At 61.2% G+C, this 12,134-nt stretch carries 13 protein-coding genes; 7 read left to right on the plus strand and 6 right to left on the minus strand.

Translation table 11 applies throughout. From position 1 onward, the window contains the following. Nucleotides 1-51 precede the first annotated feature (51 nt). Nucleotides 52-528: an OsmC family protein gene (locus M0D68_RS29505; RefSeq protein ID WP_266226140.1), complete on the minus strand. Its 477-nt coding sequence runs from the start codon at nt 526-528 to the stop codon at nt 52-54. Between the two features lie 107 nt (nt 529-635). On the opposite strand from M0D68_RS29505, the gene M0D68_RS29510 reads away from it, so the two are divergent. Then, a complete protein-coding gene (locus M0D68_RS29510; protein ID WP_093632816.1) occupies nt 636-1,277 on the plus strand; it encodes a GntR family transcriptional regulator in 642 nt (213 codons plus the stop codon). A 3-nt stretch (nt 1,278-1,280) separates the two neighbouring features. Here the strand turns inward: M0D68_RS29510 and M0D68_RS29515 are convergent, their stop codons facing one another. Then, nucleotides 1,281-1,619: a hypothetical protein gene (locus M0D68_RS29515; protein ID WP_093632817.1), complete on the minus strand. Its 339-nt coding sequence runs from the start codon at nt 1,617-1,619 to the stop codon at nt 1,281-1,283. A gap of 193 nt (nt 1,620-1,812) precedes the next feature. Between M0D68_RS29515 and M0D68_RS29520 the strand changes: the two genes are divergently transcribed. The 3 genes from M0D68_RS29520 (at nt 1,813) to M0D68_RS29530 (ending at nt 5,415) form a co-directional block, all read left to right on the plus strand. Further along, nucleotides 1,813-2,457 carry an HD domain-containing protein gene (locus M0D68_RS29520; RefSeq protein WP_093632818.1) on the plus strand — a complete coding sequence of 215 codons (645 nt, stop codon included), beginning with the start codon at nt 1,813-1,815 and terminating at the stop codon, nt 2,455-2,457. 114 nt (nt 2,458-2,571) lie between these two features. Continuing rightward, the gene (locus M0D68_RS29525; protein ID WP_093632819.1) at nt 2,572-3,267 is read left to right on the plus strand and encodes a glycine zipper 2TM domain-containing protein; all 696 of its coding nucleotides are present in this window, start codon (nt 2,572-2,574) and stop codon (nt 3,265-3,267) included. Between the two features lie 141 nt (nt 3,268-3,408). Beyond that, nucleotides 3,409-5,415, plus strand: coding sequence for a bifunctional DedA family/phosphatase PAP2 family protein (locus M0D68_RS29530; protein ID WP_211706403.1), 2,007 nt, complete (start codon nt 3,409-3,411; stop codon nt 5,413-5,415). 181 nt (nt 5,416-5,596) lie between these two features. On the opposite strand, the gene M0D68_RS29535 is transcribed toward M0D68_RS29530, so the two are convergent. The 4 genes from M0D68_RS29535 to M0D68_RS29550 form a co-directional block, all read right to left on the minus strand. Continuing rightward, on the minus strand, nt 5,597-6,181 hold the full coding sequence (locus M0D68_RS29535) for a YceI family protein (RefSeq protein WP_200651316.1): 585 nt from the start codon (nt 6,179-6,181) through the stop codon (nt 5,597-5,599). A 37-nt stretch (nt 6,182-6,218) separates the two neighbouring features. Continuing rightward, entirely contained in the window at nt 6,219-6,779 is a 561-nt protein-coding gene (locus M0D68_RS29540) for a YceI family protein (protein WP_093633230.1), read from the minus strand. A 49-nt stretch (nt 6,780-6,828) separates the two neighbouring features. Further along, on the minus strand, nt 6,829-7,977 hold the full coding sequence (locus M0D68_RS29545; protein ID WP_266226142.1) for a porin: 1,149 nt from the start codon (nt 7,975-7,977) through the stop codon (nt 6,829-6,831). A gap of 116 nt (nt 7,978-8,093) precedes the next feature. Continuing rightward, nucleotides 8,094-9,743, minus strand: coding sequence for an FAD-dependent monooxygenase (locus M0D68_RS29550; protein ID WP_266226144.1), 1,650 nt, complete (start codon nt 9,741-9,743; stop codon nt 8,094-8,096). 295 nt (nt 9,744-10,038) lie between these two features. On the opposite strand from M0D68_RS29550, the gene M0D68_RS29555 reads away from it, so the two are divergent. From M0D68_RS29555 to M0D68_RS29565, 3 genes are all read left to right on the plus strand, one after another. Then, nucleotides 10,039-10,497: a MarR family winged helix-turn-helix transcriptional regulator gene (locus M0D68_RS29555; protein WP_200651313.1), complete on the plus strand. Its 459-nt coding sequence runs from the start codon at nt 10,039-10,041 to the stop codon at nt 10,495-10,497. A 114-nt stretch (nt 10,498-10,611) separates the two neighbouring features. After that, nucleotides 10,612-11,181, plus strand: a complete 570-nt coding sequence (locus M0D68_RS29560) for a TetR/AcrR family transcriptional regulator (RefSeq protein WP_093632824.1) — start codon at nt 10,612-10,614, stop codon at nt 11,179-11,181. A 16-nt stretch (nt 11,182-11,197) separates the two neighbouring features. Beyond that, complete coding sequence (locus tag M0D68_RS29565; protein WP_244179235.1) at nt 11,198-12,085, plus strand: SDR family NAD(P)-dependent oxidoreductase; 888 nt, start codon at nt 11,198-11,200, stop codon at nt 12,083-12,085. The last annotated feature ends 49 nt before the right edge of the window (nt 12,086-12,134 follow it).

Raw genomic sequence — 12,134 nt, forward strand, 5'->3', positions numbered from 1 at the left:
CAATGCGACGCCGAACGCTCGCTATGCTGAATCACTTGCGCCGCACAAGCGTCAATTCCCATCCGTTTCGATAGCCGGTTCGCACAGAATCGGAAAGTTGACCGAGTTCGCGATATAGCACTTCTCATGCGCCGCATGATGCAAACGCCCGGCCAGTTCGAGATCACCACCTGCCCGAATGACGACATGCGGCCGTAGAACGATCTGCGAAAAACGGCCCTGCTCCGGACTATCGAGCATCGTGCCTTCCGCATTGTCGCGATAGCTCAAAACAACGATGCCCGCATCCGAACAAAGATGCAGATACCAGAGCTTGTGACAGGCGGACGCTGAGGCAACCAGCAGATCTTCCGGGTTCCACCGGTTCGCGTCGCCGAGAAACGCTGCGTCCGATGAGCCAGGAATGTCGGGCTTATTTCCCGCAGTGATGATGTGGTCACGACCATATTCGCGGTATCCCGAGGTGCCGCTGCCGCGGTTGCCTGTCCATTGCACCGATACCGCGTATTTGTGCTCGCCGTACGCCATGCCGATCTCCCTCGCTGTTGACCCGGATTTGATTTCGCAACAGGTGCATTCTAGCTGCGCAAACCTATTTTGGTATACCATTATTCCAAACGACAGGGACCCGACACATGGATCACAAACTGGATTCGACGGCCGATGCCATCGCCGTCTCACTGCGTGAACTGATCGCGACCGGCGAACTGGAGGATGGCGCACGGCTGGTCGAGCGTGAACTCGCCGATCGCTTCGGCGTAAGCCGGGTGCCGATGAGAGAGGCCATACAAAAGCTCGAGGGTGAAGGACTGGTCGAGCTCATGCGCAATCGCGGGGCCGTGGTGCGCACCTTGACCGAGTCGGACCTGGACGAGATTTACGGCCTGCGCATCTTGCTTGAAGGCGACGCCATTTTCCACGCGGTCAAACGCATGGACAGTGAGACGTTATCGCGCGCCGAACTCGTTCATCGGCTTCTGGGAGATGCCGATACCGCGCAAAGACAGGGTGAACTTAATCGCGAGTTTCATGAACTGCTATACCGGCCGTGTGCAAACGGCCGGCAATTGAAAGCGATCCGCGAGCTGCGCGCTCAGGTCGAGCGCTACGAGCGATTGCAAAGCACGCTGCTCGCCGACACACCGGCGTTCCAGGACGAGCATCTCAAGATTCTCGAAGCATGCGAGGCTGGCAACGCTCGCCTCGCGCGATCGATGACGGTGGAACATCTCGCCTCGGCGAAGCGCATTGTTCTGCAACTGGTTCAGGCCGAGTGATTGCTACTGTCCGAACGCTTTTCCCGTTACGTTCGGTGCGCGAGGATCCGGGCTCATATTCAGGCTCGTGCCGTTCGCCCGCATGTTGTTGAGCGCCGGGCCCGATCCCGTGCCGCCAGTTCCTCCGATCACTGGGGCGTGGCCCACGGTGCCCCCGCCTGGCGTTGGGCTCAGCCCGGCCGCGCCCGCCCCCAAACCCGTTCCCTGCCCTGCGCCATTCATCCCACCGGCTTGCAAACCGACCATACCGTTGGTGCTGAGGTTTGCCGATTGAGCGCAAGCCGCGCCCGTCAGACCCATCATCAGCGCCGCGGCCAACATGGTCTTTGTTACGATTCTCATAGCCCACTCCATCATGCCGTCGAATTTCCCGGCCCATGCTTCCGCACATCGTAGCGATGTCGAGCCAACGATGCTCGCAAAGGAACCCGGTCAAACAGTAAGACTGCCCGCCAGCCACTTTTGTTCATCGCTGAAAATCAGGGATTGATCGGCGATCGGCGATAATCGGCGGCTCTTTTTCTCGCCCGACACCATGACGAAACCTGCCTTCGCTCCATTTCAGGACCTCGCCGCAATCCTGTTGCCTCACGCGTACGACGACAACGGCGACGGCTCCCACGACACCTCACACTTGCAGCGAGTCTGGAAAAACGCGGCGGCCATCCAGGCGGAAGAAGGCGGCGATGCACAGGTGCTGTTCGCCTCGACGCTGCTGCATGACTGCGTCGCAGTAGAGAAGAATTCACCGCTGCGCGCGCAGGCCTCGCGCCTGTCAGCGGAAAAAGCGGCACGCGTGCTGGCGTCGCTCGGCTGGCCGGACGCAAAAATTCAGGCCGCGGCGCACGCGGTGGAGGCGCATAGCTTTTCGGCCGGCGTCGCGCCGACCACGCTCGAAGCAAAAACGCTGCAGGATGCCGACCGGCTCGACGCAATTGGAATGCTGGGTGTCGCGCGTTGCTTCTACGTGGCCGGCCGGATGGGCCGCGCCTTGTACGACCCGGCTGACCCGCACGCGGCGGAGCGTCCGTTAGACGACACCGCGTACACGCTCGACCATTTCCATACGAAGCTGCTGAAACTCGCGTCAGGCTTCCAGACAGCAACCGGCGCGCGTCTGGCGAAGATTCGCCACGACCGTCTGCAGCGCTTCCTCGACGAATTTACCGACGAAATCTGAGCGAGCCGATCTTCATCGGCAAGTTGTACAAATGCTTACAAAGCAGCATGCGTCCGGCGTCCACCGGCCGCGCTGCTGAGGCGTTATTGCAGGCATCTACCCGCGGAGCCCGCAATGAACACGAACCTCACTTCCAGTAATCCGCAGCGCAACCGCATTCATCCCCTGGTTGCAGGCGCGGCGGTCGCCGTCATCCTAGCGAGCGCCACCGGCATCGCGGCGATGACTGGCCTTCTGCCTACCTCGCGCGCCGTGACCGAGCCTGCGCAGCCGGCCACCACGGTCGCGGCGCAAGTTGCCAGCGCGCCGGTCGCCGCGCCCCAGGCGGCCCCGGTTCAGCAAACGGTCCAGCAAGCCGCACCGGCACGGCCACCTGTGCATCACACGCACAGCACGCCCGTCGCGCCGACACCGAGGTACGCAAACAATCAGGGCTACCAGGCACCCTATGAACCGGCGCCGGCAAGGCCGGTCGCCGACCCTTATGCGGGCGAAGTCGTCGCCATCAACACGGTGCAGGCGCCTGAACCGACCACCGGGCTCGGCGCGTTGGGTGGCGCGGTCGCCGGCGGCCTCGTCGGCAATCAGATCGGCGGTGGACGGGGCAAGATTCTCACCACCATCGCGGGCGCTGTCGGCGGAGGTCTTGCCGGCAACGGGATCGAGCACGCCGTGCGCAAGCAGACCACCTATCAGGTTCAAGTGCGCATGCAGGACGGCAGCTACCGCAACTTCAGCTACCCGACGCAGCCGGACGTCCAGATCGGCGAGCGGGTCCACGTATCCGGTGATTCGTTGACGGCTTCTTAACGGATGAACGCATCTGGCGATTTGCTGACGGCTTCGTGAGATTGTGCGCCGGCATCTCGCCCGATGCCTGCCGGCAAAAATGTGCGGCAGCGCCGTGCGCGTTATGATCAACCGTTACGCCAGAACGGCTGATCGCGCACGATGGAGCATGCCTACATCCACCTTTTGCACCTGCTTGCCGGTCATCCGGCGTGGATGCTCACGGTCGTCTTTCTTGCGGCCTTTCTGGAGGCCATCGCCGTCATCGGCACCTTCATCCCGGGCAGCACCGCGATGTTCCTCGCCGGCGCACTGGCCGGCACGGGTTCACTGAGCCTCGGCTGGGTGTTCCTGTGGGCGATCTCCGGCGCCATCGCCGGGGACGGCATGAGCTTCTGGATCGGTGGCCGCTACAAGAACAGGATCGTCCAGTTCTGGCCGTTCCGCACCCACCCGCAGATACTCGACGCCGGCCACCGCTTCTTTCAGAAACACGGCGCCAAAGGTGTCGTGTTTGCCCGCTTCGTCGGACCATTACGAGCGATCGTGCCGGTGGTGGCCGGCATGCTGGGTATGACGCCGTTGCGCTTCTACTGCATGAACGTGCTGTCGGCACTGCTATGGGCCCCCGCGCATATCCTGCCGGGCGTGGTCTTCGGCGCCTCGGTGCTGCTGGCCGGCGCAGTGTCGTTTCGCCTCGTCGTCATCATCGCGTTGCTGGTGGGCATCGTCTGGCTGAGCTTTCGCGCGATGGAGTTTCTGGTCTCGCATGCGAGTGCGTGGTCCAGCGCGGCGGGCCGCTATCTGGGAAGCTGGGCGTGCCGCCACCCTGGCCCGTTCGGCCGATTCGCGCGGCGGCTGCTCGACCCCGAACAGCCGGATGCCAGCAGTATCTTGCTGACGTCGGTGGTTGTGCTGGCAGCGGGTGCGCTCTTCTTCGGCGTGCTCGAAGACGTCGTCAGCGGCGATCCGCTGGTGAGCGTCGATCTGTCCGTCTATCACTTCCTGCAATCGGTGCGCACGCCATGGAGCGACACGGTCCTTGCAGGCGTGGCGACACTCGGCAGCGTCTTCACGCTGACGGCGGTGGTCGTGACGGTGGTCGTGTGGATGCTGCTTGAGCGGCGCTGGCGCGCCATCGGCTACTGGCTCGCCGCGGTCGTTTTTTCCCAGTTGCTGATCTTTGCCCTGCAGTTCGCCATGCACCGCGCGCCGCCCAATGAACTCCTGTCCGACGCGTACGTGTTTCCGAGCAATCACGTCGCCGCGACGGTAATCGTCTACGGCTTCCTCGCGTTCCTGCTCGTGCGGCGGGTCGGCATGCTGGAAGGTTTGCTCGTGGCGACCGCGAGTATGGTTGTCGTGATCGTGGTCGCGCTCGCGGGACTTTACTTCGGCAGGTACTGGGTCTCGGACGCCATCGGCGGCGCCGCGCTCGCGTACATGTGGGTAGCCATCGTCTCGCTGACGGCGATATTGCGGTATCCGACCGTGCCGCCCTCACGCGGCTTCATGCCGGTCGTGGTTCTGGTGGTCATGCTCGTGAGCGTGGGCGTGCAACTGAGCATCAATCCCCCGACAGCGCCGCCGGACAACATGCCGCGCCCGCGGCCCGTGCTGGTCACGCAAGCGCAGTGGACCGTGTCGCTGTGGAAGAGACTGCCATGCTATCGCTCGGATATGGGCGGCGACCACAAGGAACCACTCACGCTGCAATGGGTGTCGAACCTCGATTCGATCAAGGGACAACTGCGCGCCCAGGGATGGATCGAAGGCACGGACCTGTCCGCGCGCAGCCTGCTCTCGCTTGCTTCACCGAACGTCGCGGCGACTTCGCTGCCGGTATTGCCGAAACTGAACAACGGCGTGCCTTCGTCGCTGGTCTTCATGCGTCCCGGCGACACGCGCGACGAACGCGACGTTCTGCGTTTCTGGCCGAGCGGCTATGCCGTGGAGAACGGCGTGTCCTCCACGCCGCTGTGGGTCGGGTCCTTTGCGCATGAACGGCTCTCCCGGGCGTCGTGGCCAATTAACATTCTGCGGGTCGACAAGGAAGAGTCGTCGTTCGACGCGCACACAAAAGCAAGCGCCGACCTCGGCGCGGCGCTTGTGGCCAGGGTGAGTTGTCACGGCGTGCCGGTGTCGCTGCTGGCCTCGCCGGTGGAATGAGCGGCGCGTTGCCGGTGGTCTGCCTGGGTCTGCCTGGATGTGCGGGTTCACCGTACCAATCAGGAAATCGCTCTGCGCTCAATCACTTGGCAGGTTTGGCCAGGACTTGTCCACAAGGATATGAACATTTTCTGTGGATAACCTTACCAAGGCGATCGGGGCGTTGCAGGGCGCTGCTACCTCATTGCCTGATACCTTCAGCCTGGATGTGCAGCACCGTTTGCATCCTGAAGCCGTATGTCTTGCCCATGTCAACGCCAAAATCCGACCGGTCGAAACTCGCGGTCGATTCCGTGCCGCACACTTCGCGTTTGAGCAGCGGGTTCTGGAAGCACTTGAACGATTCGATCTTCAGATTCAGCGGCTTCGTCACGCCATGCAGAGTCAACTCGCCGATCACTTCGACCGGCACATCACCCTTAAACGTCATCGACGTGCCCTTATAAACAGCAGTTGGGAATTGAGTGGCATCGAAGAATTTCGAGCTCTTCAACGCCGTATCCAGCGCATCGTTGCCGATATCCACCGACGTCATGTCGATTGTCGCTTCCAGCGTGCCGGTTCTGGCTTCGCGATCGATCGTCACCCTGCCGCTGCTCTTGTTGAACTTGCCGCGCCAGATCGAGACGCCGCCGAAGTGATCGGCTTCAAAGCTCGGGTACGTGTGCGTGGGATCCAGTTGATACGTGGTCTCCGCTGCCTTTGCGCCGAACGATGTGCCGGCTGCCAAAGCAGCGATCACTACGGTCAAAAATTGCTTCTTCATTGTGATTCTCTCCTGGGTGCTCTGAGCGGTATGCTGCTTATTTTTTGGCTTCGACAATGTGAAACCTGATCAACACTTCGTCGGCGACGACCGACGTGTCTTTCCATTCGCCTGTGCCGATGTCGAACTGGCTACGCTTGATCGGCAAGGTACCGTCGAAGGTTTGCACCGCACCCTGCTGCGTGACGCTGACCGGCACCGTCACGTTCTCCGACTTGCCCTTGATGGTCAGCTTGCCGCTGACCTTGAACTGGTTGCCGCCGGCCGGTGCAATAGAGCTCGAGACGAATGTGGCATTGGGAAACTGCGCCGAGTCGAACCAATCTTTGCCGCGCACCTGCTGGTTGTAGCTCTGGTCGCCGAGATCGTAGCTGGCGGTGTCGATGCTCAGTTGCGCGCTGCCCGCCGTCGGCCTGGCCGGATCGAAGACAAGCTGCGCAGTGAACTTCCTGAAGGTCCCGTCGACAGGCACGTTCATCTGCTTCGAGGTGGCGGTCACCGTGCTTTTCGACGTATCGACCTGCGCATGCGCAACACCCAGAAAGGGCAACATGGCAGCTGTGGCGACCAATATCAGTTGATGGAATCGGGATTTCATATAGAACATATTGTTATCCTAACAATGCAATCGAGCGAAAAAATCACATTTAGAACAGGTGTCGAATACCCAGCATCGCACCGGTTTGACCCACGCCCGGCAATGGCGTCGAAGCAGGCGGAACCACACCGCCGTCAATCGAGAACGCTGCGTTACGCTGGTTAAACACATGCCCCGCCGTGACGTACACCGCGGTGCCCTTGGACAGGAAATACATGGCGCGCGCGGCGATCACGGAGCCCCCCGCGTCATTGTTCACGGTCATATGGCCGAACTGTGCGTCGAGCGAAATATATGGAACGGGCAAATAGGAACCACCGACCCACCAATAGTTGCTGGTCGCGTCGAAAATTTTCGGCGTCTGCACGCCGTGATCGATCCGGTGCTGGAATCCCGCGCCAAGAGTCGAATTGCCAAACTTCACATAGCCGTCGATGACGGCGCGTGTATCGGTTTGAGAGCTAAGTGGCAAGGGCGAGCCGGTGCCGCCCCCACCGTAGTTGCGATCGATGGCCGCTGCCGCACCCCATTTCCCAGCGTCATATTTCACCATCGCGGACATTGATTTGCAGGCCCGCCAGTCAGTCGGCGATTGGCCGGCGCACCCTCCGGCCGGCGCACTATCGGCCACGTCACGTCCCAGTGAATACATCGCGCTCACAGTCAGTCCCGACGACGTGAAGGTATAGGCGATCGAATTGTCGACGCGCGGCTGGGTCAAGTAGGGGTCAAGATCGGCGGCGGCAAAGATATTCGGCGCCAGCGTGTCGCCCGTTAATACCGCCCAAAAGATTTGCGAATATTGCCGCCCGAGGGTCAACGTCCCCCACCGCCCCGCGAGCCCGACGTAGGCCTGCCTGCCGAACAGACGTCCCCCTTGATTCAGCGTGCCCTGCGCTGGAGCAAACCCCGACTCCAATACAAAAACCGCACTCAGACCACCACCCAGATCCTCTTTGCCACGGAGACCCCACAGCGATGGCAGCGATGCCGTGAGAGACGGCATGTGCACCGAGCTGGATTTTTGAGCACCGACGTTCGTCACATATTCAACGCCGGTATCGATGATCCCATACAGGGTGACCGAGCTCTGCGCATACGACACGCCCGACACACATGCCGCAAGCGACGGAAGCGTCCACCAAAACAGCCGGTACCATGAATGGCCACCTCTGGCCCAATTCAACCGTGCGCTCATTTTCTCGTCTCCAATGTTGTTGAAATCTCAAGACGACGGCACCCCTGCGCCGTCGCGCGTCGAGTCTGCTGCGTGGGGCTGACCGATACTGATTTGCTTCGATTCAGTGAGTTCGGTCAGCCGCTGCTGATCGAACCTGATGCGCGGTTTACGTTGCCATGTCCTGTCACCTTTGCGGCGAGATCATCGACGGCCTGCGGGAGCCGATCTCCGCGCCACGCGACATGCATGTCGGGCCGCACGAGGATCAGGTCGCGCTCATAGACGGTGCGAAGCGCCGAATCCGCGAGCACGAGCACATCGAGCGGCGCGCCGAGCGTTTCGAACTCGGCGAGCAGCGGGCTTGCATCATGCCTACCCGCCGTGTCGATCAGCGTGTAGCGCGCCGGCCGCAGCCGGTCCTGGACCGCGCTTCCGTCCTTGAGCCACATATGGGGAAGCCGCGCGCCCGGCCATGTGGTGGGAAGATAGGCCCGCAGATCGTGCTGCGGCCCTCCCGGTACATTGTCGATAACGGGCGAATCCACATAGCGATAGCCCAGTTCCGCGCCGATCATCTCGTTCGACTTGCGCTGCTCCACGTTCGCCACAACGGCCAGGTGGGCACGAGCAGTCGTGCCTTCGGGCGTGTCGTCTCCGATCTCCGGGCGCACCTCGGCCAGCCAGGCGCGATACCCGAGCGACGCGTAACGCGATGCGCCGACGACCCGCTCGCCGATCTGGCGCCGTTCAACTTCATAGGAGGCCAGCAATCCCGGGCCGCCCCACCCTTGCAGCGTGGCGGCCAGTTTCCAGGCAAGGTCGGTGGCGTCGCCAACGCCAGTGTTCATGCCGAGACCGCCCGTAGGAATCACGAGGTGCGCCGCATCGCCCGCGAGAAACACCCGTCCTTTTCCATAGCGTTCGGCCAGCAGCAAATTCTGCCGCCATTCCGCGCAATACAGCATCTCGTAGGGCAACGCAACGCCGATGATCCGCTCGAACATCCGTCGCATCTCGTCATCGCTTTCGACAGCGGAATGAACCGTCCAATGTCGTGTGGAATCCTGCATGATCATGAACGTGGGAGGCCCGCCCGCCATCAGGTAGTGCCGCCCCCGGCTCGGCCCGTTGCCAATCGGAAGCCGCTCGTAGAGTTGCTCGCAGTAAAACAGGCCCTGTCTCAGCCGCGCGATGTCGCCCTCGCCTTCCAGACGGATGTCCAGTTGCTTACGCACGGAACTCGCACCACCGTCGCAGCCCACGAGGTAAGCGGCCTTCAATGTTCTTCTCGCACCGTCGGCGGCATTGACCGCCACCAGAACACCATCGTTCTGCTCGGTGAATTCCAGAAACGTCGTGCTCCGCATCACCGTGACCGCCGGCAATTGCTCGGCCACCTCAAGCAGAAGCGGCTCTAGCGTGTACTGCGAGATCAGCTGATAAGGTTCGAGCGGAAGGCTGCCGTCGTGGCTCTCGTGCGTGAGCGCGCGAGCCTGCGCCACCGAGGGATAGGGCAAGCGCAGAATCGCAGGCTCCGTCATGGAGCGGATGATCTGGATGTCCATGGGGACGTCTTCGGGCATGCCGGCCGCCCGGATGCGATCCGCGATATCAAGCCGCCGGAAGATCTCCATGGTCCGCGCGTTGCAACGCTCCATCTTCGGCAGAAACTGCGGCTCCGCCTTTTGCTCGACGAGCACACACGCTATACCGCGCTTGCCGAGGTCGATCGCAAGTGTCAGTCCTACCGGGCCAGCGCCGACAATGATGACTTGAGTGTCCAAATCCGATCTCCGTTCGTATAGATCGTCACTGCAATTATTATTTTTATTAGCAATGCCAATGAAGTGATTGAAAGACCAACGTTGAATCTTTTATGTCCAGCCAGGATCGTTCGATCCGACTCCTCCCTCACGTCTGCACCAGTTCAGCGTATGACGCGTTGCTCACCCGGAAAGAGGCGGTCTATCCGAATTCAACCGGGTAACATTTATTTGATTTTTCAACTACATTTGAAGTGGAGTATAGTTGATTTTTCAAATATACGTACCCATGTAAACCCGCAACCTACCGATGACCATGAAGACACCGAAGCGACCGCAAGAACTCGAACAGGCGATTCCGTTCCTGCTGACACGGGCCGGAGGCCGGATGGGAAACGCCTTCGCGAAGGCGCTGAAACCGTTCGGCCTGAACCTCAGCGAGTGGCGCGTCTGTGCCTCGCTGCTGTACGTTCCGCACCAGACCTTGTCTGAACTATCGGTGCATGCGACATCGGATATTTCCGCGCTGTCGAGGATCATTGATCGTCTTGAAAGCCAGGAGCTGGTCAAGCGCGAGAAGAGTACGACGGACGGACGATCAATCAGGATTGCCCTGACGAGCAAGGGCGACGAACTGGCGCTGCGCATCGTCCCGGTCGCGAAGCAACATGAGTCGGTGATACTGAGCGGTTTTACGGTAGACGACGTTCAGGTGCTGCGCGCCATGCTGCTCAAGGTGTACGAAAACGCCGGCGCGCTTGATGACCTTGTTTAGCCCGACTCGATCGCGACCGACGTGTCGTTCTTCTTCCATCTGCCGATCGGCGTTCATCTCGAAAAGCAGTTATAATTGAGCGCGTAATCACTCTATTTTTTCTTCAGACATACGATGGCACGTCCTTTGAGTCCGGAAAAACGCGGCGCCCTGCTGCTGTCCGCAACGCAGACCGTTGCTGAACAGGGCGTGCTGGCCACCACGGCGGGCATCGCCAAGCGCGCCGGCGTGGCCGAAGGCACCCTGTTCACCTACTTCGAGAACAAGGACGCGCTGTTCCAGGAACTCTACCTGCACCTGAAGCAGGATCTGGCCAGATCCGTGATGCCGGACTATCCACACGAGGCGGGCTATCGCCAGCGCATGCAGCACGTCTTCGAGCGCTATGTGAATTGGGGGCTGGCCAATGCGGCTGGGCGCTCCGCTCTCTCGCGGCTTTCGGCTTCCGGCCACATACTCGACGACACACGGGCACAGGGAATGGGACCGTTTCTGGCGATATCCCAGATGATGGAGGACGCCGTGCGCGACGGTGTGCTGGTTGATGCCTCGATCGCATTTCTTTCGTCCATAATCGAGCACATCGCCGACACGACGATCGAGTACGTCGACAAGCACCCCGAGAGCGCCGAACGTCACCTGCAACTCGGCTTCCATGTCGCCTGGCGGGCAATTACGGCTTAAAAATTTTCGACCATTATTGAGCGCGTACGCGCTCATTATTCGTAAGGAGGACGGTATCATGGCAAATCAGAAGTGGTTCATTACCGGCGCGTCCGGCGGTCTCGGACTCGCCCTCACGGAAAAAGTACTGGCCCAAGGGCATCCTGTGGTTGCAGCCGTGCGGCGTGTCGAAGCGATGCAGGCGCTGAAGCAGGCCCATCCGGATCTGCTCCAGGTGGAGTCGGTTGACCTCGCCGATCACGAACAGGTTCGGGCCGCCGCAGCGCGCCATTCCGATGTCGACGTGGTGGTCAACAACGCGGGCGGCGCCGTGATCGGCGCGATGGAGGAAATGAGCGAGGCCGATATCGAGCAGCAGATTGCGCTAAATCTGCTGGCGCCTATCCACGTCACTCGCGCCTTCCTCGGCGCGCTGCGCGCCAGGAAACGCGGCACGTTCATCCATGTCACCAGCGTCGGCGGACGTGCGGCCTTCCCCGGAGGCGCGCTGTACCACGCCGCGAAGTTCGGTCTGGAAGGTTTTGCCGAAGCGGTGAGCCAGGAAATCGCCGAGTTCGGTATCAAGACCATCATCATCGAACCAGGCTCCATGAGGACCGACTTCGTGGCCAATATCCGCTGGACCGCAGAACTCGATGAATACAAGGACAGCGTGGTTGGCAAGCTGCGCCGCTGGATCGCGGAAAACGGCGACGCATACGCTTCGGGCGACCCCGTGAAAATGGCCGACGCCATCTATACGGTCAGCCAGATGCCGGAGCCGCCGCTGCGCACTGTCCTCGGCGGCGATGCCTATTCGGTGCTGGAGGCCGGCTACGCCGGGAGTCTGGCCAAGCTGCAGGCGCAAAAGGACATCGCAGAGTCCGTGATGTTCGAGGGCAAGGCCGGCTTCGTGCCCGGGTGAGCGATACCGCTATCCCTTTGATGAGGGGTACGGCGTTTCGTCGAAGCTA

It is taken from the genome of Paraburkholderia sp. SEWSISQ10-3 4 (assembly GCF_030464785.1).
Lineage (GTDB): Bacteria > Pseudomonadota > Gammaproteobacteria > Burkholderiales > Burkholderiaceae > Paraburkholderia > Paraburkholderia aspalathi.